This is a genomic window from Methylobacterium aerolatum (genome assembly GCF_022179085.1).
Taxonomy (GTDB): Bacteria; Pseudomonadota; Alphaproteobacteria; order Rhizobiales; family Beijerinckiaceae; genus Methylobacterium; species Methylobacterium aerolatum.
In genome coordinates this window covers 36,228-60,680 of sequence record NZ_BPQE01000034.1, presented here as the reverse complement: position 1 = coordinate 60,680, position 24,453 = coordinate 36,228, and the positions used below count along the sequence as shown (strand labels likewise).

Sequence of the window (24,453 nt, the reverse complement as noted above, 5' to 3'; positions counted from 1 at the left end):
GCCATGGCGCGGAGAACAAGAATGAAGCGCGAGCACCTGACCGAGAAGCTTCTCGACATCAAACGGGAGAAGGGCTGGAGCTGGAAGCACATCCACGAGGAGATCGGCGGCCTCTCACCCTTCCTGATCACGGCCGCGTGCATGGGACAGATGAAACTGCCTAAAGCGCAGGCACAACGCGCGGCCGCGCTGTTCGGACTGACCGAGGCGGAGCAGCGGATGCTCAATGAAGCGCCATATCGTGGCTCGATTCCCTCCATGCCGCCCACGGACCCGCTGATTTACCGGTTCTACGAGCTGGTGATGGTCTACGGCACGACCTTCAAGGAGCTGATCCAGGAGGAGTTCGGGGACGGCATCATGTCGGCCATCGACTTCAACATGGACATGGCCCGCGAGGCCAACAACAAGGGCGACCGGGTGAAGCTCACCATGTCGGGCAAGTTCCTGCCGTACAAATACTACGGCAACGACGACGACACGCCGGAATATGGGTTCAAGGAGGGGTAGCCTTCTTCGTCATTGCGAGCGACGCGAAGCAATCCAGGGATCCGCCACAGCCGGAAGCGTCCCGCGACCCTGGATTGCTTCGTCGAGGCTCGCAATGACGGCACGGAGGGACCCGCGCCTACCTCGGCGCCGTGACGGTCAGCATGGGCAGCGTCACGGAATACCCGCCCTCCAGAGGCTTCACGGGCCCGAGCAGGGCCAGCGCCGCGAGGCCGAGGCCCAGCGTTAGGGCGAGGAGCGACGTCTCGAAGCCGCGATAGACCCATTCCATGGCGATCCTCCGCGTTGAGACCCGAGGATCGGCCCGAAAGGTTACGAACCGGCTTACCACCCCGACGCCACGAGGGCGGCGCCGGCCGCGATGAGCGCCACGCCCGTCCAGGCGGCGGGACTGAGGGTTTCGCCGAGCAGGCTCACCCCGAAGACCGCCACCAGCACCACGCTGAGTTTGTCGAGGGGCGCGACCCGCGCCGCATCGCCGAGGGACAGGGCGCGGAAGTAGCAGAGCCACGAGGCCCCCGTGGCGAGGCCGGACAGGATCAGGAACACGAGGCTGCGCCCGGAGATCGCCCCCAGCGCGGCCCCCTGCCCCGTCGCCGCGACGACGGCCGCGGCGAAGGCCAGGATGACCACCGTCCGCACGAGGGTGGCGACATCCGACGCCACGCCCGACACGCCGACCTTGGCGAGGATCGCGGTCGAGGCCGCGAAGATGGCGGAGAGGATCGCCCAGAACCGCCAGGATTGAAGCAGCATCACCGCAACCTCCGATCCGGGCGCCCGCCCCGCCTCACTCCGGCAGGCGCGGCAGGGGCGTGCCGTCCTTCGGCAGCGGGTAGCGCGCGGCGTTCAGCTCCATCGCCAGGAAGGTGTAGTAGCCGCCGATCGCCGCGAGATCGACCGTGCCCGGCTTGCCGAACCGGGCCTCGGCCTTGGCGAAGGTCGCGTCCGAGACGCGCTTGTTCTCCTGAAGCTCCGACGTGAAGTCGTAGACGATGGTCTCGTCCTCGCCCATGCCGGTGGGCCGCCGCCCGTCGCGGATCGCCTCGATCACCTCGGGCGCGATCCCGACCTTCTTGGCGATGGGCGCGTGCACGTACCACTCGTAGTCCTGCGTCCAGCGCCGGGCGGTCACGAGGATCACCAGTTCCGACAGCTTGGTGCCGATCTTCGGCTTGTAGCGGAGGTAGTCGCCCATGGATCGGGCGAGCGTCATCACCTCGGGCGAGTACATCAGCGGCTCGAAGGGGCCGAAGACGGGCGTCTTCCGGGCCGCCTCGAACTCCTCCGCGGCCTTCTTCTGGTCGGCGTCGTACTGGGCGGGTGGGATGGTCGGCAGACGGTCCTGGGCGTGGGCGGCGACGGGGATCAGAACGAGCAGGGCGGCGAGGCGGATCTGCATGGGGCACCTTCCTGAGGGGACCCGCGCTTCTGGCCGATGCACAATCCCAAGGCGAGGGCGGAAACCCGTCGCCACGGGACGAATCGGCTCGCCCCGTCAGGTGATCGTTGCGGAAGTCCTCCCACCCCCTTCACTCATCCTGAGTGTCGAGCCGGAAAGGTCGTGGCGGCTCATGAAGCCCTCCTCGTCTTTGCGAGCGCAGCGAAGCAATCCAGGGCAGCGGGCCGATTCCGACCGTGGCGCATCCCTGGATTGCTTCGCTGCGCTCGCAAAGACGGAGGGGGCGACGACCGTTCCGGCCAGACTCTCACGACGAGGGCGAGGGTCGAGGCCTGAGGGGGCCCGGCGGTCCCCCTCAGGCGAGCAGGTCGCGGACGACTACAGCAGCTTCTCGATGGTGATCGGCATGTCGCGCACGCGCTTGCCGGTGGCGTGGTACACCGCGTTGGCGATGGCCGCCGCCGTGCCGACGATGCCGATTTCGCCGACGCCCTTCACGCCGAGGGGGTTGGCCTTGTCCTCCTCGTCCACGAAGATCACGTCGAGGTCGTGGATGTCGGCGTGCGCCGGCACGTGATACTCGCCCAAGTTGCGGTTCATGAACCGGCCGAGGCGGTGGTCGAGCATCGATTCCTCGTGCAGCGCCGAGCCGATGCCCATCACGGTGGCGCCGATGATCTGGCTCCGGGCCGTCTTGGGGTTGAGGATCTTGCCCGCCGCGATGGCCGACACCACCCGCGTCACCCGCACTTGGCCGAGCTCCTCATCGACCTTCACCTCCACGAACACCGCTTGGTGGGTGAAGCACTCGAACTCCTTGGCGAAGTCCGAATCCGGCCCGGCCTCGCCCGTCACCTCGATCCGCTCGAAGCCGCCGGCCTTCATCGCGTCGACGATAGCGACCGAACGGGAGGGGTCGTCGGCCACCGAGATCCGCCCGTTCGAGAAGACCACGCGCTCGAAATCGACGTTGGCCAGGGCCGAGTTGTCCATCTGCCGGGCGAGCACGAAGACCTGCTTGGCGATCTCGCGGCAGGCCTTCATCGCCGCCGTGCCGGAGGAGGCCGCCGTCCACGAGCCTCCCGCCACCGGCGCCTCGGCGAGGTCGGTGTCGCCGAGCTTCGTCGTCACGTCCTCCATGGAGAGACCCAGCGTGTCGGCGCCGATCTGGGTGAGGATCGTGTAGGTGCCGGTGCCGATGTCGCCGGTGGAGTTGCCGAGTTCCAGCTTGCCGTCGCCGGTCAGCACCGCGCGCACCTTGGAGGGCATCATCAGCGCCTCCCAGATGCCCGAGGCGACGCCCCAGCCGACGAGCTCCCGCCCGTCCCGCATGGAGCGGGGCTCGGGGGTGCGCTTGGCCCAGCCGAACCGCTCGGCGCCTTGCGTGAAGCAGGACTTCAGCGCCTTCGAGCCGAAGGGCTTGTCCTCGATGGGCTCCCGGTCGGTGTAATTGATGAGCCGCAGCTCGATCGGGTCCTTGCCGAGGTCGTGGGCCAGCTCGTCCATCGCGCTCTCGAGGGCGAACAAGCCGGAGACGGCACCCGGCGCGCGCATGTCGCCCGGCGTCGCCGTGTCGATCTTGGCGAGCTTGTAGGTAAGCTTGACGTTGTCGCAGGCGTAGAGCGTGCCCGACCAGTTGACGATGTTCTCCTGGTAATCCTCGTAATGCGAGGTGCCGTGCACGGCATCGTGCTTGAGCGCCTGGAGCTTGCCGTCCCGCTCCATGCCGAGCGACACGGTCTGCACAGCCTCGGCCCGGTAGGTGAAGCTCCACATCTGCTCGCGGGTGAGCACGATCCGCACCGAGCGGTTGAGGTCGCGGGCCGCGAGCATCGCCAGGAAGGCCTGGAACTGCGGACGGAGACCGCCGCCGAAGCCGCCGCCGAGATACGGGTTGAGCACGCGCACCTGATCGGGCTTCAGGCCGAAGGCGCCGGTGAGGTACATCTGGGTGTTCGCGACGCCCTGGATCTTGTCGTAGACGGTGTACTTGTCGTCCGCCTCGACCACGACCGTCGTGGCGTGGGGCTCCATCGGGTTATGGTGCTCGTTGGCCATCCGGTACTGCTGGCGAAGCTGGATCGGCGCCTTGTCGAAGGCGCCGTCGGCATCGCCCCAGGGCTTGGGCGGCGGCTTGATGCCGTCGCGCTTGGTCGGCGGGTCGTAGGCTTCGCCGAGCAGCGCGTCGATGTCGGTCCTCGGGGTCTCGGCCGCGTAGGTGACCTTCACCAGGGAGGCCGCGTAGCGGGCGGTCTCGAAATCCTCGGCCAGCACCACGGCCACCGGCTGGCCGGAGAACATGACCGTGGCATCGAAGAGCGGGCGATAGGGCACGCCGGGCGGGCCGACCATGTCCTTGTAGCCGTCCGGGTCCTCGGCCATGTCCGGCCGGTTCTCGTGGGTGAGGACCTTGATTACGCCGGGGACGGCCTCGGCCGCCGCCGTGTCGAAGCCGGTGATCCGGCCCCGGGCGATGGTGCTGGTGACGATATAGCCGTGGGTGAGGCCGGGGGCGGTGAACTCGGCCGCGTACTTTGCGAGGCCGGTGACCTTGGCGGGGCCGTCGACGCGGCTGCGGGGGCTGCCGACGTGACGGTCGGTGCCGGAGGCGGGGCTGATCTGAATGGTCATCGGGACCTCACTGGATGCGCTTGTCGCTGAGCGACTGGGGCGTGCCCGCGGCGGCCTGTTCGAGGCCGCGCACGATGGCGCGCCGGGCGAGTTCGATCTTGAAGCCGTTCTCGGACTGGGGCTTGGCCTCGGCCACGATCATCGCGGCGACCTTGTCGAAGGTCTCCCGCGTCGCCGGCTTGCCGGCGAGTTCGGCCTCGGCCTGCGTGTTGCGCCAGGGCTTGTGTGCGACGCCGCCGAGGGCCAGCCGGGCAGTCTTGATGGTGTCGCCGTCGAGGTCGAGGGCGGCCGCCACCGAGACCAAGGCGAAGGCGTAGGAGAGCCGGTCGCGCAGCTTCAGGTAGGTGAAGTTCTGCGCAAAGCCCTGCTCCGGCAGGTCCACCGCGACGACGATCTCGCCGGGCTTCAGCGTCGTGTCCTTCTCCGGCTCGTTCCCCGGCAGGCGGTGGAACTCGGCGAAGGGGATCGATCGGTCTCCCTCCGGCCCGCTCACCTGCACGGTGGCCTCCAGGGCGGCGAGCGCGATGCACATGTCGGAGGGGTGGGTGGCGATGCACTGGTCGCTGGTGCCGAAGATGGCGTGGATGCGATTCACCCCGCCGATCGCCGGGCAGCCGGAGCCGGGCTCGCGCTTGTTGCAGGGCGTGCCCGCGTCATAGAAATAGTAGCACCGGGTGCGCTGGAGCAGGTTGCCGCCGGTGGTCGCCGCGTTGCGCAGCTGGGCCGAGGCTCCGGCCAGGATCGCGTTGCGCAGGAGCGGGTAGCGCTCGGCCACGCGGGAATCGTAGGCGACGGCGGCATTGGTCGCGAGCGCCCCGAGGCGCAGGCCGCCGTCCTTCTCCTCGATGCCCTTGAGCGGCAACTGGGTGATGTCGATGAGGCGGCCGGGCTTCTCGACCTCGTACTTCATCAGATCGATGAGGTTGGTGCCGCCGGCGATGAAGCGGGCCCCGGCTCCGAAGGCGCTGACCGCCTCCGCCACCGTGCCGGCGCGGACGTATTCGAAGCGGTTCATCGGGCCCCTCCCTGGTGCATCACGTCCTCGATGGCGTCCACGATGTTGGTGTAGGCGCCGCAGCGGCAGATGTTGCCGCTCATGGCCTCGCGGATGTCTTCGCGAGACTGGGCGTGACCTTCGTTCATCATGCCGACGGCGGAGCAGAGCTGCCCGGGCGTGCAGTAGCCGCACTGGAAGGCGTCGTGCTCGATGAAGGCCTCCTGGATCGGGTGCAGGGCGTTGCTGCCCTTGCGCTCGCCGAGGCTCGCCAGCCCCTCGACGGTGGTGATCTCGGCCCCGTCCTTCATCACCGCCAGGGTGAGGCAGGCATTCACGCGGGTGCCGTTCACCAGAACGGTGCAGGCGCCGCACTGGCCGTGGTCGCAGCCCTTCTTCGTGCCGGTGAGGTCGAGGCGCTCGCGGAGCAGATCGAGGAGCGTCGTCCAGGGCGCGACCTGCAACTCCCGGCGCTGGCCGTTGATGGTGAGCGTGATGCCGATGGGCGTATCCGCCGAGACCGGCGGCGTCGTTTCAAGCTGCATGGCGTCGTCCGCGCGAAGGGCCGGCCAAGGCCGGCGGGAGGGGAACGGGTTCCGGCGGGGCGGCCTCGCAAGGGCCGGCCCGCGGCCGGGCGCTTCGATAACCATTCCAAACTGAGGCTGTTCCGGGGATGGATGGTCTCAGGGGCACTGGGCCTCCTCCCTTCCCCTTCTGCGGGGAGGAGTCCGCCTTCGTCTTTGCGAGCGAAGCGAAGCAATCCAGGGATACGCATCGTTCGGAGGCGTCCCGCTTCCCTGGATTGCTTCGCTGATGCTCGCAAAGACGGAGAGCACGCGGGGGAGGCGCGTTCCTGCCCCCATTGCCGCCCGGCTCCCGCCTCGGCTAACCCTGGCCCAGCCCGATACCCCCGGAGGCCCCCATGTCCGCCCTCGACGCGATCCTGAACGACATCGACGCGGATCTCGACAACGCCCTCGAACGGCTCTTCGCCTTCCTGCGCATTCCCTCGATCTCGACGGATCCGGCCTATGCCGGCCAGTGCCGCGAGGCCGCCCGGTGGCTCGCCACGGACCTCACCGCGCTCGGCTTCGAGACCTCGGTGGAGGAGACCTCGCTCCACCCGGTGGTGCTGGCCCACAAGCCGAAGCCGGGGGCGCCGCACGTTCTGTTCTACGGCCACTACGACGTGCAGCCCGTCGACCCGCTGGACCTCTGGACGCATCCGCCCTTCGAGCCGCGGATCTCGGAGGACGGGCAGGGTGGCAAGAGAATCGTCGCCCGGGGGGCCTCGGACGACAAGGGCCAGGTGATGACCTTCGTGGAGGCCTGCCGGGCGCATCTCGCCATGAGCGGCGAACTCCCCTGCGGCGTCACCATCCTCGTGGAGGGCGCCGAGGAGAGCGGTTCGCAGGGCCTGCCCGAATGGGTCGAGGCCAACCGCGACCGGCTTGGCTGCGACGTGGTGCTGGTCTGCGACACGGGGATGTGGGACCCCAAAACCCCGCAGATCACCTCGTCGCTGCGCGGCCTGTGCTATTTCGAGGTGAAGGTCACCTGCGCCGACCGCGACCTGCATTCGGGCTTCTTCGGCGGCGCGGCGCGCAACCCCATCCACGTCCTCTCGCGGATCGTCGCCGACCTGCACGATTCCGAGGGCAAGGTGATGGTGCCCGGCTTCTACGAGGGCGTGCACGAGCGCCCGGCCGACGTCATCGAGCAATGGAAGGGCCTCGGCATGACCGCCGAAACGCTTCTGGGCCCCATCGGCCTCAAGGAGCCGGCGGGGGAGAAGGGCCGGTTGCCGCTGGAACTCGTCCAGTCGCGCCCGGCCTGCGACGTGAACGGCATCTGGGGCGGCTACACGGGCGAGGGCACCAAGACGGTGATCGCCTCCACCGCCTCGGCCAAGGTTTCCTTCCGCCTCGTGGACGACCAGGACCCGGCGGCCTTGGCCCGGAACTTCGAGGCCTTCGTGCGCGAGCGGGTGCCCGCCGACTGTCAGGTCGAGGTCGTCACCTACAAGGGCTCGCGGGCGATCAGCCTGCCTTTCGACATGCCGGAACTCGCCACCGCCAAGGCGGCGCTGCAGGAGGAATGGGGCGTGCCGGCGGTGACGGTGGGCGCGGGCGGGTCGATCCCGATCGTCGGCGACTTCAAGCGCCTGCTCGACAAGAACACCTTGCTGATCGGCTTCGGCCTCGACGACGACCGCATCCACTCGCCCAACGAGAAGTACGATCTCACGAGCTTCCACAAGGGCACCCGCTCCTGGGCGCGGATCCTCGCGGCGCTCGGCGCGCGCGGCCGGTAAGGCGGCCCGCGCCGCCCGCAAACGAGAGCGACCTGCACCGGTCACCCGGGCAGGTCTCCTCTCGGTCTCGGTCTTGCGCCGAGGGCGCTAGTGCAGTGACGCACTCACTTCGTTCATGCGTGTCTGCACTCGCCCATTGTTTTTGCATCATTGTTCCAGTCTCGGCTGACGCCTCCGACTGGATCGATGCACGCGGTCAGCGCTTGGCGCGGCGCGGCGCGGTGCCCGAGGCCCAGTGCGGCGCGCCACCCGCCGCCCAGTTCGGCGAGACGACCTCGCGCCGGGTGACGACGGAGCCGGGGCCGTCGTGGAACATCGGCGAGCCGGCGATCTGGCCCGTGCCCAGGCGCTGCGAGTGCAGCGACTTCGGGTTGTGGTACGGGTCGTTGACGTAGCTGCTCATGTGGCCGCCGCCCGCCGCCTGGCGGCTGCCGTCGCCGCCTTCCGCGTGGGCGAGGCCCGGGAGAGCGAGGGCCACGGCGGCGAGGCTCAGGGTCGCAAAACGCTTCATGATCATTCCCCTCTCGATGATGGCTGCGCGGAACGTTCTGTCCGGCGCCGATGAGAGGAATGTAGTGCAGATCTTTTCGGTAATACGTGCGCCGCCGCACAGTATAACGGCGTATTTTTTAATCCAAATACTTTGTATGTAGCGTGCGCCGACGCACATCCAATGGGGACGGCGGAACGGGCGCGGGATGAAGTCGCCGGCCCGGACGTGCCGGGCCGGAGGGCCGTGCGAGGGACGCGGGTCGTGGGGAGAGTCCGGGCGGCCTCAGCCGCGGCCGGTCGGCGGGATGCGGCGGTCGATCCAGCTCCAGAGCGACCGGATCTCCTGGGCGGCGAGCCCGAGGGGCGCGTGCTCGGTGACGCCCCGGCCCAGGGCGATGGCATCCTGGTGATCGACGCGCTGGAGGATCGCGGGCTCGGCCATCACGCCGAGGCCGTCGAGCTGCGCCGCGTATAGGGTGGTGCGGGGCGAGGGCGCGGGCGGGCACTGGTTGAGCACCAGGGCGAGGCGGTCGCGCATGCCCTGGTCGGCCAGCACCTCGATGGTCGGGAGCGCCGCCATCAGGTCGAGGCGCGAGGGGCGGATCGGCACGAGGACGAGGTCGGCCAGCCGCAGGATGGCCGCGACGCCGCCGATCGACGAACCGGGCGTATCGACCACGACGAGGGTTCGGCCGCGTTCGCCGAGTTGCTCCAGAATGGGCGCGAACTGCGCGAATTCCCACGGGCGGAGGCGGTCGGTGGCCGGCTCCGGGGCGGTGCGCAGGGTGCCCCAGGCGGACAGGGAGCCCTGGGGGTCCGTGTCGAAGGCGGTGACGCGCTCGCCGGCCTGCGCGGCGGCGACGGCGAGGGAGGCGACCAGGGTCGTCTTGCCGGTGCCGCCCTTCTGGACCGCGACGGCGATGACACGGGGGCGGCGGGGAGCGGGATCCGGCATCGCCGCGCCTCAGGCCACCGGGGGCGGGGCCGGAGGGCGCCCGCTGTCGCTCGGTCGAGCTCCCGTGAGGCGGCGGTGATCCATCGCGCGGCTCCGTGGCCGGGGGGAGAAGATGGACGGCCTCCCGCCCGGGCAGCGACGGCGTAGCGGAGAGAGGGGGCGGGGGCTACTCCCCCGCCCCTCCCCGCCCACAGGTGGGATGACGGAGCGTCTCAGTGGATCGCGTCGATGGCCTCCGCCTTGGGGCTGGCGTCGGGGGCGGGCGACGAGCCGGCGACCAGGGTGCTGCCGGGGAAGGCGACGGTGAGGCCGATGGCGATGAGGGCGAGGATCGCGGCGAGGCCGGCCGGGAACAGGAAGGCCAGTTCGCCGAAGCGGTAATCGAGCAGGCCGCCCAGCACCGCGCCGGTGCTCAGGCCCGCCCAGAGGGGCGCCTGGATCCAGAAGGAGGGCGCCACCGTGCCGAGCAGCAGGTTGGCGCAGCCCGTGCCGAAGCGCACCACCGCGCCCGTCACGTAGGTCAGGGCGAGGGACCGGCCACCCTCGTCCTGGAGCGTGGCGTTCTGCAGCCCGAGGGCCAGCACGATCGGGTAGGCGTGCAGCGGGTAGGCGAAGGTGCCCCAGGGCATCAGCAGGCCGGCGGAGAGCAGGAGCGCCTGGAGCGTCAGCAGCACGGAGAGGCGCCACCGCCCGACGGCGGCCGCGATGAGGGTACCGAGGAAGGCGCCGAAGCAGAACACCGCGATGGTGCTGGCCACGCGGGTCACGTTCTCCCAGTCGCCCGCCGACACGGCCACGCCGAAGCGCGTGGTGTTGCCCGACATGAAGGACATGAAGAGCTGCGAGAATTCGAGGAAGCCGATCGAGTCGGCCGTGCCGGCGAGCATCGCCAGCGCGATGGCGAAGAACAGCCTGGACCGCGAATCCGCCGGAAACGATTTGTCTTCCGGAGCTCCGGACTTAGCCTTGTCCACGCGTTCGTTCACCATGCGGCATCCCCTTGCGAGCGCGGCCGCATCGATTGCGGCCAACCCATAATGGACGGCGCTCGCAGAGGTTTCATCCAGGGCTTCGTTGCAATGCAAGAACGCGGCCCGGCACCGGAACCCCCTTCTCGGTGCGGACGGCGGCCTCCTTCGTCACCCGCAGGGCGAGGTCCGCGCCGGCCGCCGCCGCGCGCAGATGGGCATCCGGATGGGCATGGCGCCCGTCCGCGCCGAGGAGGGGGTCTTCCCCCTCGGAGGACGGCGATTGCACGGTGAAGGCCGCCCAGCCGCCGGGCCGCAGCACGCGGGCGATGCCGGCCAACACGGGGCGCAGGTCGGCGCAGTAGATGAAGACGTCGGCCGCCACGCACAGGTCCGCCGAGCCCGGCGGCTCCCCGGCGAGGAAGGCGCCGAGTTCGGCCTCGACCAACCTGTGGTAGCATCCCTTCGTCCGGGCGCGGGCGAGCATGGCCGGGGAGAGATCGACCCCCGTGAGGTGGCCCGCCCGCCCGCGCAGTGCCGCCCCGGCGAGGCCGGTGCCGCAGCCGAGGTCGAGGACGGCGGGGAAGATGGCTGGCTCCTCCGGCAACACGCCCGCCACCAGGGCCGGCCCGACATAGTGCAGGCCCTCCACGAGGTGGTGCTCGAACCGGGGCGCGTAGCCGTCGAACAGGGCGCGGATGTAGGCGGGCGTGAGCGCGCCCCGCCCATCGTCCCCCAGCCGGGCGAGGTGGAGCCCGGCGCCGAGCGTGTCGGCCGGATCGAGGCGCCGGGCGGCCTCGTAGGCGGCGCGGGCGTCGGCGGTGGCGGACAGGGCCTCCCGCGCCCGGCCGAGGAGCAGCCACGCGGCCGCGAAGCGGGGCGCGATCTCGATCGCCTGCCCTGCCAAGTCGGCGCAGGCGGCGGCATCCCCCTCGGCGAGGCAGGCCTCGGCGTAGCGATAGCGACGGTCGGCGAGGAGATCGCCGGAACTGCGGTGGCTGTCCATGCGTCGATCAGGGTTTCGAAAGGGCAAGCCCCTTCGCGGGTGCAGGGCGGAACTCTGCATACCGTCGGGGCGCTGCCCCGACGACCCGCCAAAGGGCGCAGCCCTTTGGAATCTCCACCGAAGCCGAGGGTCGATGTCCACACGCGCGAGCGACCTGCTGACCCTCACCCGTGAGGGGCTCTATTGCCCGTTGGGGCAGTTCCACGTCGATCCGACCTGGCCGGTGGCGCGGGCGCTGATCACCCACGGCCATGCCGACCACGCCCGCGCCGGACACGCCCACGTGATGGCGACGCCCGAGACCCTGCGGATCATGGCCGTGCGCTACGGCGAGGCATTCTGCGGGTCGTCGCAGGAGGCCAAGCTCGGCGAGACGCTGCGCGTCGGCGACGTGAGCGTGCGCTTCGTCCCTGCCGGGCATGTGCTCGGCTCGGCGCAGATCGTGATCGAGCGGGAGGGCGTGCGGGTCGTCGTCTCCGGCGACTACAAGCGCGCCCCCGACCCGACCTGCCTGCCCTTCGAGGTGGTGCCCTGCGACGTGTTCATCACGGAGGCGACCTTCGGCCTGCCGGTCTTCACCCATCCCGACACGCGGGGCGAGGTCCGCAAGCTGATCGAGTCGCAGCGGCTCTTCCCGGAGCGGACGCACATCGTCGGCGCCTACGCGCTCGGCAAGGCACAGCGGGTGATGGCCCTGCTGCGGGAGGAGGGCTGGGAGCGCCCGATCCACCTGCACGGCGCCATGGAAAAGCTCACCGAGTTGTACAAGCGCGAGGGCATCCCCCTCGGGGAGACGCCGAAGGTGGTGGCCGCCGAGCGCAAGGATCTGGCCGGCGCCATCGTGATCTGCCCGCCCTCCTCCATCCAGGATCTGTGGTCGCGCAAGTTCCCCGATCCGGTGACCTGCTTCGCCTCGGGCTGGATGCGGGTGCGCGCCCGCGCCCGGCAGAAGGGCGTGGAACTGCCCCTCGTGATCTCCGACCATGCCGACTGGCCGGACCTCTGCCGCACCATCCGCGACACGGGGGCGGGCGAGGTCTGGGTCACCCACGGGCAGGAGGACGCCCTGGTCCACTGGTGCGGCACGCAGGGCATCCGGGCCAAGCCCCTCCACATGCTCGGCTACGGCGACGACGGCGAGGCCGAGCCCACCCCGGCGGAGGCGGCGGCGTGAACGAGTTCGCCCACCTCCTCGACCGCCTCGGCTACGAGCCCCGCCGCAACGCCAAGCTGCGGCTGCTGCAGGATTACTTCTCGCGCACGCCCGACCCGGAGCGCGGCTTCGCGCTCGGCGCCATGACGGGCACCTTGAGCTTCCGGGAGGCCAAGCCGGCCCTGATCCGGGGGCTGGTGGAGGAGCGGATCGACCCGCTGCTGTTCCGGCTGTCGCACAACTACGTGGGGGATCTGGCCGAGACGACCGCGCTCATCTGGCCCGCTCCCCACTCCCCCTCCCCCTTGCGGGGTGGGGGTGGTGCAGAAGGCACCGCCGCGACCTCTCCGGCACCACCCCCACCCCTCCCCCTCCCCGCAAGGGAGAGGGACACCCGCACCGAGGGTGAGGATCATGCGGCCCCCATCGGCCACAACAACCCGCCCCCCCACGTCCCCTCCCTCGCGGAGGTGGTGAACACGCTCGCCACCATCCCCAAACGGGAGTTGCCGCAGCACCTGACCCAATGGCTGGACGCCCTCGACGAGACCGGACGCTGGGCGCTCCTGAAGCTCGTCACCGGCAACCTCCGGGTCGGCGTCTCGGCCCGTCTCGCCAAGACCGCCGTGGGCGCGCTCGGCGGCCATGGGGCGGACGAGGTGGAGGAGGTCTGGCACGGGCTGGAACCGCCCTTCGAGACGCTGTTCGCCTGGGTGGAGGGCCGGGCCGAGCGCCCCGAGACCCTGAACCCCGCCCCGTTCCGCCCGCCGATGCTCTCGCACCCGATCGAGGAGCGGGACGACCTCGACAAGCTGGAGCCGGAGGCCTTCTCCGCCGAGTGGAAGTGGGACGGCATCCGCGTCCAGCTCGTCGGCGGGCGCGACCGGGCGGGCCAGCAGGTGGGCAAGGTCTATTCCCGCACGGGGGAGGACATCACGGGCGCCTTCCCCGACTTGGCCGAGGCGATCACCTTCGAGGGCGCGCTCGACGGCGAGTTGCTGATCCTGCGCGAGGGCCGGGTGCAGAGCTTCAACGTGCTCCAGCAACGGCTCAACCGGAAGGCGGTGACGGGGAAGCTGCTGGAAGAGTTCCCCGCCCATGTCCGCGCCTACGACCTGCTGACGAGCGAGGGCGAGGACCTGCGGCAGGAGCCCTTCTCGACCCGCCGGACCAGGCTGGAGCAAGTCATAAAAAAACTCGACCACGCGCGGGTCGACATCTCGCCGCTGGTGCCCTTCGCCGACTGGGACGCGCTCGCCGCGGCGCGGGCCGACCCGGCCTCGGTGGGGGCGGGCGAGGATGCCGACGCCATCGAGGGCGTGATGCTCAAGCGGCGGAACAGCCCCTACCTCCCCGGCCGCCCCAAGGGCCCGTGGTGGAAGTGGAAGCGCGAACCGCACATCGTCGATGCCGTGATGATGTACGCCCAGCGCGGGCACGGGAAGCGCTCGTCCTTCTACTCGGACTACACGTTCGGCGTGTGGCGGGAGGCGCCGGAGGGCGGCGACGAGCTGGTGCCGGTGGGCAAGGCGTATCACGGCTTCACCGACGCGGAACTCGCCAAGCTCGACCGCTACGTCCGCAACCACACCACGAAGCGCTTCGGCCCGGTGCGGGAGGTGGCCTACGGGCGCGAGGCGGGCCTCGTGCTGGAAATCGCTTTCGAAGGCGTGCAACGCTCGACCCGGCACAAGTCCGGGGTGGCCATGCGCTTCCCGCGGGTGAGCCGCATCCGCTGGGACAAGCCCCCGGCGGAGGCCGACCGGATCGATGTGCTGGAGCGCATCCTCGCCCGGGGCGAGAAGGCAATCGCCCCGGGCGGGACCCTGGAGGACACCGCATGAGACAGGGGCAGATCGGGCGCGTCGAGACCCTGGCCTCCGGCCCGGTGACGCGCCACGCCGGCGGGCGGCTCACCATCGCCACGCCCGGCCAGGGTTTTACGGATTTCACCGAGGCGGTCGCCGGGTTCGTGCGCGACAGCGGCGTCACGCACGGCCTCGCCACCGTGTTCTGCCGCCACACCTCGGCGTCCCTCACCATCCAGGAGAACGCCGACCCCGACGTGCAGAGGGACCTGCTGACGGCACTCGACAGCCTCGCCCCCCGCCATGGGGCCTACGTCCACGGCTCGGAGGGGCCGGACGACATGCCCGCCCATATCCGCACGATGCTCTCCGATTCCGGCCTCGTGATTCCGGTGGCCGGAGGGCGGCTCGGGCTCGGGACATGGCAGGGCATCTACCTGATCGAGCACCGCGACCGGCCGCACCGGCGGGAGATTCTCTTGGGGGTGGTGGGAGCGGACGTCCGAAACAAACAGGAACACACCCGCCCTTAACGCCTCCGAAACCATAACCTCCGGGCCGGATCGTCGCCCCCTTCCTCGGGGCCGTCCGGAGGGACGTCGCCATGAGCCTCCTCGACGCGGTCTCGAACTCGACCAGCGGCCTGTCCGCCCAAGCCTTCGCCCTCAACAACATCTCGGGCAACATCGCCAACGCCTCGACGGCGGGGTTCAAGCCCACCGAGACGCACTTCGCCGACATGCTGGCGCAGACCGAGGCGGGCTACCAGCCGGCGGGCGGCGTCTCGCTCAGCACCCGCACGAGCCTGGAGGTGCAGGGCACCCTCACGACCACCCAGGTGCCGACGAACCTCGCCATCACCGGGGATGGCTACTTCATCGTGAAGGCGAATGCCGGGTCCGCCGCCTCCCCGAGTTTCAGCGGCCAGACCGGCTACACGCGGCGGGGCGATTTCGCGCCCGATGCCAACGGCTACCTCGTGAACGGCGCGGGCTTCTACCTGTTCGCGAACCCCTCCACCGCGAGCCCCGTGCAGGTCTCGACCGGCACCTCCGCGCCCGTGGGCCTGTCCGTCTCGGCGGCGGGCGCCCTCACGGCGACGGGCGCCGACGGCAGCAGCCGCAGCCTCGGCACCCTGACGCTGGCGCAGTTCGACGGCCCGGGCAACCTCGCGCCGCTGGACGGCGGCACCTACCTCGCCACCGACCGCTCGGGCTCGGCCTTCTACGGCCTCCTCGGGGCGACGGTCACCGGCGGCACCGTCGAGCAATCGACCTCCGACATCGCCGACCAGTTCTCGAAGATGATCGAGACGCAGCAGGCCTACAGCGCCAACACCAAGGTGCTGAACGCCGCCAACGAGATGCTGCAGGACGCGCTCACGATGTACGTGTGAGGCGGGCCCTCACAAGAACTTCAGCGGGTCTTTTTCCGGCGGCGGGGGCGCGACGTCGTTGCGGTTCCACCAGCCGCCGCCCAGCGCCACGAACAGGGCCGCCGTGTCGGCGTATTGCGTCGCCCGCGCGGAAGCGGAGGTGACGAGGGCCGAGAGGTAGCCCTGCTGGGCCAGCAGCACCTGCGTCGAGTTCACGGCACCGGCCGTGTACTGCTTGCGGATCAGCTCCAGGCTCTGGCCGGTGGCCCGCTCGGCGGCTTCCGCGGCGGCGACCGCCTTGGCGTCGGCCTGGAGGGCGCGCAGCGCGTCGGCGACGTTCTGGAAGGCGGAGATCACCACCGCCTTGTACTGCGCCTGGGCCTGGGTCAGCCCCTCCTCCTCCGCCCGCTGGCGCCGGAACAGGGTGCCCGCGTCGAAGATCGGCGCCGTCGCCTGCCCGATGATGGTGAAGAAGGCCGCGCCGGGGTTCACCACCTGGGCGAGGCGCACCGCGCTCGATCCGCCGGTGACGGAGATGTTGAACTGCGGCAGGCGGTTGGCCACCGCCACGCCGACATTGGCGGACGCCTGCTGCACCAGCGCCTCGGCGGCCTTCACGTCCGGCCGCTGCTGCACGAGGCGCGAGGGGATGCTCACCGGCAGGCGGGTCGGCAGGCGCAGGGCCGAAAGGGTGAAGGTCTCGGAGACTTCGTCCGAAGGCAGGCGCCCGGCCAGCGCGGTGAGCAGGTCGCGCTGGATCGCGAGCTGCTTCTCCAGCGGCGGCAGCAATTGCTGCGACAGGGCGAGCGCCGCCTGCTGCTGCACCACGTCGGCCCCGGCGATCTGCCCGAGGGACAATTGCTTGTTGTAGAGGCCGAGCACCTCGGTCTGGGCCTGGATCACCCGCTTGGTCGCGTCGATCTGCGCCCGGAGGGACGCCTCCTGGATCGCGGCGGCCACCACGTTGGCCGTAAGGGTGAGGTAGGCGGCCTCCAGCTGGAAGCGCTGGTTCTCGGTGGTCGCCTCCAGGGATTCGATCTGCCGCCGGTCCGCGCCGAACACGTCGGGGTTGTAGGCCACCACCGCCTGCGGCGTGTAGAGCGAATAGAGGAACTGGTTCTGGTTCTGCAGGGGCGATTGCAGGTCGAGGCCGGGCGCGCGGGCGCCCTGGATCTGCGGCGTGGCGTTGAGCGTCGGGTAGAGGGTGCCCTTCTGCGCCAGCACGTTCTGCTGGGCGACGCGCAGGCCGGCCTGGGCCGCCTCCAGGGTCGGGTTGTTGGCGAGCGCCTGCTCCACGAGGCGGTTCAGCGCCTTCGAGTGGAAGAGCTTCCACCATTCGGCGGGGATGTCCGCCCCCGAGACGAAGCTCTGGTCGGCCGAGCCGCCCTGGCGGGTGCGCACCGTGTCCGCCGCCGAGGGATTCTTCAGCGGCTCCTTGGTGTAGCGCGAGACGGGCGGCGCCTCCGGGGGCACGAAGTTCGGCCCCACGGCGCAGGCCGACAGCGCGAGGGCCGCGAGCGACCCCGCGCTCGCGCCGAGCATCGTCCGCGCCGCCGCGGCCCACGCGGCGCCTGTCCGGGCCGTCCTCGTCATCATATCCCCGCCGTGGCCGGATCCGCGTGCCGGCCCAGCGGAAGCAGGGCCGGGCGGGGCGCCGGAGTCAATGCACGCCCCTGTTGAGGGACCAGACCACGCTCCTCCTGTGGCGGGTGCGCCACGGCGGTGCACGGGAGCCTCCGGCACTGCCCGGCGCTCACGCGGCCATCCGGTGTTCGCGCAGCGCCCGCGCCTCGGGGTTGGTCTTCCGCCGGGAGAACAGCGAGATCAGGATTGGGACCACCACGAGGATCAGGTTCGGCGCCAGGATGATGCCGCCCACCACCACCAGGGCCAGCGGCTTCTGCACCTGCGAGCCGATGCCGGTGGAGATCGCCGCCGGCAGCAGGCCGACGCAGGCGGCGACGCAGGTCATCATCACCGGCCGCATCCGCACCACTGCGGCGTTCCAGATCGCCTCCGACCGCTCCCAGCCCTCCTCGAGGAGCTGGTTGTAGTAGGCGAGCAGGATCACGCCCTCCATCGTCGAGATGCCGAACAGGGCGATGAACCCGATCGCCGCCGAGATCGAGAACGGCGTGCCCGTGAGGAACAGGGCGAAGATGCCGCCGATCATCGCCATCGGGATCACCGAGAGGGTGAGCAGCATGTCGGTGACGGAGGAGAAGTTCACGAACAGCAGGAAGGCGATCAGCAGGAGGGTGAGCGGCACGACGAGGCTCAGGCGCGCCGCCGCCTCGGTGAGGTTCGTGAACTGGCCGACCCATTCCATGTGGTAGCCGGAGGGCAGATCGACCTCCTGCTGCACCCGGCGCTGGGCCTCCAGCACCGCCGAGCCGAGGTCGCGCCCGCGCACGGAGAACTTCACCGGGATGTAGCGCTCCTGGTCCTCCCGGTAGATGAAGGAGGCGCCCGAGACGAGGTCCACGTCGGCGATCTCGGAGAGCGGCACCGGGATCACCCCGCCGTTCGGGTTCTGGGCGCCCACCGAGATGTTGCGGATGGTCGCCAGCGAGGAGCGGAACTCCTTGGCGAGGCGCACCCGCATGGGGAAGTGCCGGTCCGAGCCGTACTCGTAGAGGTCGCCCACCGTCTGGCCGCCCACGGCCGCCTGGATCGTGGTGTTCACGTCGCTGATCGAGAGACCGTAGCGGGCGGCCTTGTGGCGGTCGACGTCGATGCGCACCGTCGGCTGGCCGAGGCTCTCGAACACCGAGAGGTCGGTGATGCCGGGCACCGTCGAGAGCACGGCCTTCACTTGGTTCGCCGTCTTCGTCAGCTGCGCGAGGTCGGTACCGTAGATCTTGACCGAGTTCTCGCCCTTCACGCCCGAGGCTGCCTCCTGGACGTTGTCCTCGATATACTGGGAGAAGTTGAACTCGATGCCGGGAAATTCCTCCCCCAGCTGCTTGCTCAGGGTGGCGATCAGGGTCTCCTTGTCGAGGCCCTTGCGCCACTGATCGATGGGCTTCAGGGGCGCCAGGATCTCGACGTTGAAGAAGCCCGTGGCATCGGTGCCGTCGTTCGGGCGGCCCTGGTGCGACAGGACCGTCGTGACCTCCGGCACCTCCTGGAAGATCTTGCGCAGGCGCTGCACGTAGGCGTTGCCCGCTTCCAGGGAGATCGAGGCCGGCATGGTGCCGCGCACGTAGAGGTTGCCCTCCTCCAGCTTCGGCAGGAATTCCAGGCCGAGCTGCCGGGCGGTCAGGCCCGAGACGAGCAGCACCGCCAGCATCACGCCGACCGCCAGCACCCGGTTGCGCAGGCCGAAGCGGAGCGCCGTCTCGTGGGCGACCCGCAGCACCCGGACGATCAGCGTGTCGCGCTCCTCCACCTTCTTGGGCAGCATCAGCGCCGAGAGGGCGGGCGAGACGGTGAAGGTGGCGATCAGCCCGCCGACGAGGGCGTAGGCGTAGGTCTTGGCCATCGGCCCGAAGATGTGGCCCTCGACGCCGGTCATCGTGAAGAGCGGCAGGAAGCCGACGATGATGATGGTGGCCGAGAAGAAGATCGCCCGGTTCACCTCGGCCCCGGCGATGGCGATGGTGCCGAGGCGCCCCTTCAGCCCGCCGGGCGCCCGCTGCCCCTCCGAGTGCTCCGGCTCGGCGAGATGGCGGAACACGTTCTCGACCATGATCACCGTCGCATCGACGATGAGGCCGAAATCGATGGCGCCGAGCGACAGGAGGTTCGCCGAATCGCCCCGCACCACGAGGATCAGGATGGCGAAGCCGAGAGCGAAGGGGATCGTCGCCGCCACGATGATCGCGCTCGTCAGCGAGCCGAGGAACAGCCACTGCACCACGAAGACCAGCACCACGCCGAAGACGAGATTGTGCATCACCGTGTGCGTGGTGGTGTGGATCAGGCCCGAGCGATCGTAGATCCGCTCGATCTTCACGTCCGGCGGCAGGACGTTCGAGGTGTTGATGCGGTCGATCTCGGCCTCGACCCGCTCGAGCGTCGGCAGGCTCTCGCCGCCGCGGGTCATGAGCACGATGCCCTCGACCACGTCCGGCTGGTTGTCGTGGCCGACGATGCCCAGCCGCGGCGCGTTCGAGACGCGCACGTCCGCCACGTCCCGCACCAGCACCGGCACGCCGTTGACGAGGCTGATCAGCGTGTCCCGGATGTCGTCCATGTCGCGGATCAGGCCGACGCCGCGCACCACCGCCGATTGCTGGCCGACATTGAGCGTCTGCCCGCCCACGTTGATCGAGGCGTTGTTGAGCGCGTTCGTCAGTTGCACCAGGGTCAGGCCCTGGGCCTGGAGCCGGTTCAGGTCGACGGCGACCTCGTATTCCTTGGCCTTGCCGCCGAAGGCGGTCACGTCCACCACGCCGGGAATCGCCTTGAACCGGCGCTGGAGCACCCAGTCCTGCAGGGTCTTCATGTCGGTGGGCGAGTAGCCCTTCGGGCCGACGAGCTTGTAGCGCATGATCTCGCCCACGGGGCTCGTGGGCGAGATGGCGGGCTGGGCGCCGTTGGGCAGCGTCGGCGCCTGCGAGAGGCGGTTGAGCACCCGCTGGAGCGCCTGCTCGTAAGTGTACTCGTAGTTGAACTGCACCTTCACGTCGGACAGGCCGAAGAGGGAGATGGTGCGCACCACCTGCGCGTTGGGGATGCCCGCGAGCGCCACCTCCAGGGGGATGGTGATGTAGCGCTCGATCTCGTCCGCCGACTGGCCGGGGTTCTGGGTGATGACGTCGACGAGCGGCGGCACCGGGTCCGGGTAGGCCTCGATGTTGAGCTTCGTGTAGGCGGCGTAGCCGATGCCGAGCATCAGCACGAAGAGCAGGCAGACGAGGACGCGCTGTTTGAGGGCGAAGACGATGAGGGCGTTCATCGCGCTCGCCTCACGAGGCCTTGTCGCCGGTGGCCGCCCTGTCGATGAACAGGGCACCGCGGGTGGCGATCTGCTCGCCGGCCTGCAGGCCGGAGACGACCTGCGCGTTGTCGCCGTTGATCAGCCCGAGCTGCAGGTCCCGGGCCTCCATCGCCCCGTCGGGCCGGGCGACCCAGACATGGGTGCGCCCGCCCTCGTAGACCACGGCCGAGAGGGGCACGCTCGGGGACGGCTCGCCCTTGCCGGTGATGATCGTGTAGGTGGCGAACATCTCGGGCCGCAGCACCCGGTCCGGGTTGTCGACCTCGCTGCGCACGGCGAGCCGCCGGGTCGCCGGATCGAGGCTCGCGGCCATGTAGTTCACCCGCGCCTTGAACACGCGGTTGCCGAAGCCCGCCACCTTCGCCTCGACCTCCTGGCCGATGCGGATCTTCGGGATCTCGCTCTCGCGCACGTTGGCGATGAGCCACACGGTCGAGAGGTCGCCGATCACGAATTGCGGGTCGGCGGAGGCGCTGATGTACTGGCCGATGCCGACCTTGCGCTGGACGATGGTGCCGGGGATCGGCGCCCGGATCTGCGTCTCCGGGCTGAGGGTGCCGTTCTTCTCGTAGGCGGCGATCTCGGCGTCGGTCTTGCCGAGCAGGCGGAGGCGGTTCTTCACCGCGTCGAGGGTCGCCTCGGCGGTCTTCAGGTCGGCCTGGGCGGCGATGACGTCGTTCTGGGCGGACTGGTAGTCCTTGAGGGCCACCGCCTTGGCCTGGAACAACTCCTGCTGGCGCTGGGCGATGGTCTGGTCAAGCTTGAGCAGGGCCTGCTGCTTCTGGAGGTTGTTCAGCGCCGCCTGATAGTCGTTCTGCGCCTGGACCATGTCGGTGGCCTCCAGCGTCAGCAGCACGTCGCCGGCCTTCACGGTGTCGCCCGCCCGGACCAGCACCTTGGTGACGCGGCCGGCATAGGGCGAGACCACCGGCACGTTGTCGTCGTCGTTGAGGGCGATGCGGCCCTCGGCGGCGCCCTCCGGCCGGAACACCTGGGTCGCCACGGGCAGGATCTCGAAGGAGGCGCGCTGCTCCTTGGAGGGGCGGAACACCCGGTCCGCCGGGGCGGCCTTCTCCACGTCGATCCCCGGATCCTGGTTGCCGGAGGACAGGAGGCCCTCGGCCGCCTCCACGAGGCGCAGGGCGTAGGTCCGCGCCTCCTCGGGGCGCAGGGCGACGGCGGCGCCGAGCCCACCGAGGATGAGGAGGACCACGAGCCACAGGCCCCGCCGACCGCGGGCACGGGCGGGCCGGGCGTAGGCCGTGTCCTGTTCGAGCGGGTTGCGGGCGTCCATGGGCGTCGATTCAGCGTGGGGGGAGGACGGAACCGGGTCGCTGGCGTCCCCTTGGCATGGCGGTTAGAGCCTCTGCGACCGCCGGGCAAACGACGGTTTCGTGAAGCGCGAAAGGGTCTTCTGCCTGCGTCGTGGCGGCCACACTCTGCAATCCGTCGCGGAGACCCGCCTGTCTCTGGTCGAGTGGTATGACCGGCTCGTGACGAATCCGGGGCAGGCGGGGCCTTCCGTTGGCGGGCTTTCGCTACAATGTTACAGGCGCGGCCAGCGCGACCGCCCCTTCCCCCTTTTCAACCCTGGCAGGCCGACATGGCAGCTTCTTCGGCGACTTCCCCGGCGACCCTTCCGCAGACGGACGGCAAGATTCCGGTCACGGTGCTGACCGGCTATCTCGGCGCGGGCAAGACCACCCTCCTCAACCGCATCCTCACCGAGAATCACGGGCGCCGCTACGCGGTGATCGTGAACGAGTTCGGCGAGATCGGCATCGACAACGACCTCGTCGTCGGCGCCGACGAGGAAGTGTTCGAGATGAACAACGGCTGCATCTGCTGCACCGTGCGCGGCGACCTGATCCGCATCATGGACGGGCTGGTGAAGCGCCGGGGCAAGTTCGACGCGATCATCGTGGAGACCACCGGCCTCGCCGACCCGGCCCCCGTGGCCCAGACCTTCTTCATGGACCAGGATGTCGGCGAGGCCGCCCGCCTCGACGCCGTGGTGACGGTGGCCGACGCCAAGTGGCTCACCGACCGGCTGAAGGACGCCCCCGAGGCCAGGAACCAGATCGCCTTCGCGGACGTGATCCTGCTCAACAAGGCGGACCTCGTCTCACCCGCCGACCTCGACCGGGTGGAGGGCCAGATCCGCGCCATCAACCCGCTGGCCCAGCTCCACCGCACCACGAACTGCGCCGTGCCCCTCGATGCGGTGCTGGAGCGCAACGCCTTCGATCTCGACCGCATCCTGGAGGTGGAGCCCGAGTTCCTGGAGGAGGGCCACCACCATCACCACGACACGGACATCCGCTCGATCTCGGCCCGCATCGAGGGCGAGGTGGACCCGGAGAAGTTCATGCCGTGGATCTCGAACCTCACCCAGGTGCAGGGCCCGGACATCCTGCGCTGCAAGGGCATCGTCGCCTTCCCCAACGAGCCGAAGCGCTTCGTCTTCCAGGGCGTGCACATGATCCTCGACGGGGACGTGCAGGGCGATTGGGGGAAGGACGAAAAGCGCGTCAGCCGCGTGGTCTTCATCGGCCGCAAGCTCGACGAGGAGGCGATCCGCGAGGGGTTCGAGGGGTGCCGGGTGTAGCAAGGTTCTTCCCCTCCCCCTTGTGGGGAGGGGTCAGGGGTGGGGGTTAGTGCAGGAGGCACCGCCGCGCTTCGTTCGGCACCACCCCACCTCCCACTCCTCCCCACAAGGGGGAGGAGAGCCCGTTGCCCTACACCACCACCGTGATCGCCCGCGCCGCCCGCGTGAGGCCCGTATAGAGCCACCGCGCCCGGTGCTCGCGGAAGGCGTAGGATTCGTCGAACAACGTCACCTTGTCCCACTGCGACCCCTGCGCCTTGTGGACGGTGAGCGCGTAGCCGTAGGTGAACTCGTCGGTCTCCCGGCGCTGGAACAGGGGGATCTCCTCGTCCGAGCCGGCGATCATCGCCCGCAGCACCTTGATGTCCGTCGGCTTGCGGCGGAGCGCCGGGTCGTCCTCAGGCACGATGTCGAGGCGGATCATGTCGGGGCGCGGGGGCGCGCGCAGCGCATGGACCGTCCAGGTCGAGCCGTTGAGCAGGCCCTTCACCCGGTCGTTGCGCAGGCAGACCAGCTTCTCGCCGATGGCGGGCATCGGGTCGGTATGGCCCGCGAGTTCCCGCAGGCGGCCGTTGTAGAGGCGCCGGGTCTTGTTGAGGCCGACCAGCACTTGGTCGCAATCGAGCACCTGCGCCGGGTCGAGGTCCCGGCGGGAGACCACGCGGCTCTCCCCGAACTCGCCCCGCTCCAGCCGCCCGCCCTCGCGGACGGTCATGGCCATGCGCACGATCGGGTCGTCCTTGGCCTGCCGGTGGACCTCGGTGAGCATCACGTCGGGCTCGGCCTCGGTGAAGAAGCCGCCGCCGCGCACGGGGGGCAGCTGCGCCGGATCGCCCAGCACAAGCACCGGCACGTCGAAGGACAGGAGGTCGTTGCCGAGGTCGGCATCCACCATCGAGCACTCGTCGATGACGACGAGGTCGGCCTTGGCCACGGGGCCGGTGCGGTTGAGGGTGAAGGTCGGCCCGCCCTCCTCCGCCTCCTTGGTGCGGTAGATCAGCGAGTGGATCGTCGCCGCGTCGAAGCAGCCCTTCTGGCGCATCACCGAGGCGGCCTTGCCGGTGAAGGCGCCGAACACCACCGTGCCGTCCACGTCCTCCGCGATGCGCCGGGCGAGCGTCGTCTTGCCGGTGCCGGCATAGCCGAACAGGCGGAAGACCTGGGAGCCGCCGTCCCGGCGCCACGCGTCGATGGCCTTCAGCGCCGCGTCCTGCTGCGGGGCGAAGGAGTGGGGCGTGGCGGCGCTCATGCCCAGCCCCCGTCTTTGCGGGCGTTCGCGATGACGGAGAGGA

The 24,453-nt window shown here is 69.9% G+C and carries 21 protein-coding genes; 7 read left to right on the top strand and 14 right to left on the bottom strand.

Annotated elements, in window-relative coordinates; translation table 11 throughout:
- Positions 1–21 precede the first annotated feature (21 nt).
- On the top strand, positions 22–510 hold the full coding sequence (gene cynS, locus MFF06_RS20485) for a cyanase (protein WP_238207519.1): 489 nt from the start codon (positions 22–24) through the stop codon (positions 508–510).
- Positions 511–628: 118 nt separating this feature from the next.
- Here cynS and MFF06_RS20480 read toward each other — a convergent pair whose 3' ends face one another.
- The 6 genes from MFF06_RS20480 to MFF06_RS20455 all read right to left on the bottom strand — a co-directional run bounded on the left by MFF06_RS20480 (position 629) and on the right by MFF06_RS20455 (position 6,082).
- Positions 629–781, bottom strand: a complete 153-nt coding sequence (locus MFF06_RS20480) for a hypothetical protein (protein WP_238207517.1) — start codon at positions 779–781, stop codon at positions 629–631.
- A 53-nt stretch (positions 782–834) separates the two neighbouring features.
- Positions 835–1,266: an EamA family transporter gene (locus MFF06_RS20475; RefSeq protein ID WP_238207515.1), complete on the bottom strand. Its 432-nt coding sequence runs from the start codon at positions 1,264–1,266 to the stop codon at positions 835–837.
- A gap of 34 nt (positions 1,267–1,300) precedes the next feature.
- Entirely contained in the window at positions 1,301–1,912 is a 612-nt protein-coding gene (locus tag MFF06_RS20470; RefSeq protein WP_238207513.1) for a carboxymuconolactone decarboxylase family protein, read from the bottom strand.
- A 378-nt stretch (positions 1,913–2,290) separates the two neighbouring features.
- Entirely contained in the window at positions 2,291–4,543 is a 2,253-nt protein-coding gene (locus MFF06_RS20465; RefSeq protein ID WP_238207511.1) for a xanthine dehydrogenase family protein molybdopterin-binding subunit, read from the bottom strand.
- Between the two features lie 7 nt (positions 4,544–4,550).
- On the bottom strand, positions 4,551–5,558 hold the full coding sequence (locus MFF06_RS20460; protein WP_238207510.1) for an FAD binding domain-containing protein: 1,008 nt from the start codon (positions 5,556–5,558) through the stop codon (positions 4,551–4,553).
- Positions 5,555–6,082: a (2Fe-2S)-binding protein gene (locus MFF06_RS20455; RefSeq protein ID WP_238207509.1), complete on the bottom strand. Its 528-nt coding sequence runs from the start codon at positions 6,080–6,082 to the stop codon at positions 5,555–5,557. Before MFF06_RS20455 ends, MFF06_RS20460 begins: the two co-directional genes overlap by 4 nt.
- 377 nt (positions 6,083–6,459) lie before the next feature.
- Here MFF06_RS20455 and MFF06_RS20450 point away from each other — a divergent pair, with 377 nt between their 5' ends.
- Positions 6,460–7,851: a M20/M25/M40 family metallo-hydrolase gene (locus tag MFF06_RS20450; protein ID WP_238207506.1), complete on the top strand. Its 1,392-nt coding sequence runs from the start codon at positions 6,460–6,462 to the stop codon at positions 7,849–7,851.
- A 196-nt stretch (positions 7,852–8,047) separates the two neighbouring features.
- Here the strand turns inward: MFF06_RS20450 and MFF06_RS20445 are convergent, their stop codons facing one another.
- The 4 genes from MFF06_RS20445 to MFF06_RS20430 form a co-directional block, all read right to left on the bottom strand.
- On the bottom strand, positions 8,048–8,362 hold the full coding sequence (locus tag MFF06_RS20445; protein ID WP_238207504.1) for a hypothetical protein: 315 nt from the start codon (positions 8,360–8,362) through the stop codon (positions 8,048–8,050).
- 264 nt (positions 8,363–8,626) lie between these two features.
- On the bottom strand, positions 8,627–9,298 hold the full coding sequence (locus MFF06_RS20440) for a nucleotide-binding protein (RefSeq protein ID WP_238207503.1): 672 nt from the start codon (positions 9,296–9,298) through the stop codon (positions 8,627–8,629).
- Positions 9,299–9,510: 212 nt separating this feature from the next.
- A complete protein-coding gene (locus MFF06_RS20435; RefSeq protein ID WP_238207501.1) occupies positions 9,511–10,287 on the bottom strand; it encodes a YoaK family protein in 777 nt (258 codons plus the stop codon).
- A 70-nt stretch (positions 10,288–10,357) separates the two neighbouring features.
- The gene (locus MFF06_RS20430; protein WP_238207499.1) at positions 10,358–11,272 is read right to left on the bottom strand and encodes a class I SAM-dependent DNA methyltransferase; all 915 of its coding nucleotides are present in this window, start codon (positions 11,270–11,272) and stop codon (positions 10,358–10,360) included.
- Between the two features lie 133 nt (positions 11,273–11,405).
- Here MFF06_RS20430 and MFF06_RS20425 point away from each other — a divergent pair, with 133 nt between their 5' ends.
- The 4 genes from MFF06_RS20425 (at position 11,406) to MFF06_RS20410 (ending at position 15,629) form a co-directional block, all read left to right on the top strand.
- Positions 11,406–12,446, top strand: coding sequence for a ligase-associated DNA damage response exonuclease (locus MFF06_RS20425; RefSeq protein WP_238207485.1), 1,041 nt, complete (start codon positions 11,406–11,408; stop codon positions 12,444–12,446).
- Positions 12,443–14,269, top strand: a complete 1,827-nt coding sequence (locus tag MFF06_RS20420) for a cisplatin damage response ATP-dependent DNA ligase (protein ID WP_238207483.1) — start codon at positions 12,443–12,445, stop codon at positions 14,267–14,269. The genes MFF06_RS20425 and MFF06_RS20420 overlap by 4 nt, the downstream gene beginning before the upstream one ends.
- Positions 14,266–14,766, top strand: a complete 501-nt coding sequence (locus MFF06_RS20415; protein ID WP_238207482.1) for a secondary thiamine-phosphate synthase enzyme YjbQ — start codon at positions 14,266–14,268, stop codon at positions 14,764–14,766. The genes MFF06_RS20420 and MFF06_RS20415 overlap by 4 nt, the downstream gene beginning before the upstream one ends.
- A gap of 71 nt (positions 14,767–14,837) precedes the next feature.
- Positions 14,838–15,629: a flagellar hook basal-body protein gene (locus MFF06_RS20410; protein ID WP_238207480.1), complete on the top strand. Its 792-nt coding sequence runs from the start codon at positions 14,838–14,840 to the stop codon at positions 15,627–15,629.
- A gap of 9 nt (positions 15,630–15,638) precedes the next feature.
- Here the strand turns inward: MFF06_RS20410 and MFF06_RS20405 are convergent, their stop codons facing one another.
- The 3 genes from MFF06_RS20405 to MFF06_RS20395 all read right to left on the bottom strand — a co-directional run bounded on the left by MFF06_RS20405 (position 15,639) and on the right by MFF06_RS20395 (position 21,847).
- Positions 15,639–17,201: an efflux transporter outer membrane subunit gene (locus MFF06_RS20405; RefSeq protein WP_238207478.1), complete on the bottom strand. Its 1,563-nt coding sequence runs from the start codon at positions 17,199–17,201 to the stop codon at positions 15,639–15,641.
- A 160-nt stretch (positions 17,202–17,361) separates the two neighbouring features.
- A complete protein-coding gene (locus MFF06_RS20400) occupies positions 17,362–20,511 on the bottom strand; it encodes an efflux RND transporter permease subunit (protein ID WP_238207476.1) in 3,150 nt (1,049 codons plus the stop codon).
- Positions 20,512–20,521: 10 nt separating this feature from the next.
- On the bottom strand, positions 20,522–21,847 hold the full coding sequence (locus tag MFF06_RS20395; protein ID WP_238207474.1) for an efflux RND transporter periplasmic adaptor subunit: 1,326 nt from the start codon (positions 21,845–21,847) through the stop codon (positions 20,522–20,524).
- A gap of 309 nt (positions 21,848–22,156) precedes the next feature.
- Between MFF06_RS20395 and MFF06_RS20390 the strand changes: the two genes are divergently transcribed.
- Complete coding sequence (locus tag MFF06_RS20390) at positions 22,157–23,161, top strand: CobW family GTP-binding protein (protein WP_238207473.1); 1,005 nt, start codon at positions 22,157–22,159, stop codon at positions 23,159–23,161.
- A gap of 130 nt (positions 23,162–23,291) precedes the next feature.
- Here MFF06_RS20390 and MFF06_RS20385 read toward each other — a convergent pair whose 3' ends face one another.
- Positions 23,292–24,410, bottom strand: a complete 1,119-nt coding sequence (locus tag MFF06_RS20385; protein WP_238207471.1) for an ATP-dependent DNA helicase — start codon at positions 24,408–24,410, stop codon at positions 23,292–23,294.
- Between the last annotated feature and the right edge of the window lie 43 nt (positions 24,411–24,453).

Excerpts from the sequence above, each read along its gene's own strand:
- MFF06_RS20400 (WP_238207476.1), bottom strand. The coding sequence starts at position 20,511 with ATGAACGCCCTCATCGTCTTCGCCCTCAAACAGCGCGTCCTCGTCTGC.
- MFF06_RS20465 (WP_238207511.1), bottom strand. The coding sequence starts at position 4,543 with ATGACCATTCAGATCAGCCCCGCCTCCGGCACCGACCGTCACGTCGGC.
- MFF06_RS20405 (WP_238207478.1), bottom strand. The coding sequence starts at position 17,201 with ATGACGAGGACGGCCCGGACAGGCGCCGCGTGGGCCGCGGCGGCGCGG.
- MFF06_RS20425 (WP_238207485.1), top strand. The coding sequence starts at position 11,406 with ATGTCCACACGCGCGAGCGACCTGCTGACCCTCACCCGTGAGGGGCTC.
- MFF06_RS20410 (WP_238207480.1), top strand. The coding sequence starts at position 14,838 with ATGAGCCTCCTCGACGCGGTCTCGAACTCGACCAGCGGCCTGTCCGCC.
- MFF06_RS20475 (WP_238207515.1), bottom strand. The coding sequence starts at position 1,266 with ATGCTGCTTCAATCCTGGCGGTTCTGGGCGATCCTCTCCGCCATCTTC.
- MFF06_RS20435 (WP_238207501.1), bottom strand. The coding sequence starts at position 10,287 with ATGGTGAACGAACGCGTGGACAAGGCTAAGTCCGGAGCTCCGGAAGAC.
- MFF06_RS20415 (WP_238207482.1), top strand. The coding sequence starts at position 14,266 with ATGAGACAGGGGCAGATCGGGCGCGTCGAGACCCTGGCCTCCGGCCCG.
- MFF06_RS20390 (WP_238207473.1), top strand. The coding sequence starts at position 22,157 with ATGGCAGCTTCTTCGGCGACTTCCCCGGCGACCCTTCCGCAGACGGAC.
- MFF06_RS20480 (WP_238207517.1), bottom strand. The coding sequence starts at position 781 with ATGGAATGGGTCTATCGCGGCTTCGAGACGTCGCTCCTCGCCCTAACG.
- MFF06_RS20395 (WP_238207474.1), bottom strand. The coding sequence starts at position 21,847 with ATGGACGCCCGCAACCCGCTCGAACAGGACACGGCCTACGCCCGGCCC.
- cynS (WP_238207519.1), top strand. The coding sequence starts at position 22 with ATGAAGCGCGAGCACCTGACCGAGAAGCTTCTCGACATCAAACGGGAG.
- MFF06_RS20460 (WP_238207510.1), bottom strand. The coding sequence starts at position 5,558 with ATGAACCGCTTCGAATACGTCCGCGCCGGCACGGTGGCGGAGGCGGTC.
- MFF06_RS20430 (WP_238207499.1), bottom strand. The coding sequence starts at position 11,272 with ATGGACAGCCACCGCAGTTCCGGCGATCTCCTCGCCGACCGTCGCTAT.
- MFF06_RS20440 (WP_238207503.1), bottom strand. The coding sequence starts at position 9,298 with ATGCCGGATCCCGCTCCCCGCCGCCCCCGTGTCATCGCCGTCGCGGTC.
- MFF06_RS20455 (WP_238207509.1), bottom strand. The coding sequence starts at position 6,082 with ATGCAGCTTGAAACGACGCCGCCGGTCTCGGCGGATACGCCCATCGGC.
- MFF06_RS20385 (WP_238207471.1), bottom strand. The coding sequence starts at position 24,410 with ATGAGCGCCGCCACGCCCCACTCCTTCGCCCCGCAGCAGGACGCGGCG.
- MFF06_RS20470 (WP_238207513.1), bottom strand. The coding sequence starts at position 1,912 with ATGCAGATCCGCCTCGCCGCCCTGCTCGTTCTGATCCCCGTCGCCGCC.
- MFF06_RS20450 (WP_238207506.1), top strand. The coding sequence starts at position 6,460 with ATGTCCGCCCTCGACGCGATCCTGAACGACATCGACGCGGATCTCGAC.
- MFF06_RS20445 (WP_238207504.1), bottom strand. The coding sequence starts at position 8,362 with ATGAAGCGTTTTGCGACCCTGAGCCTCGCCGCCGTGGCCCTCGCTCTC.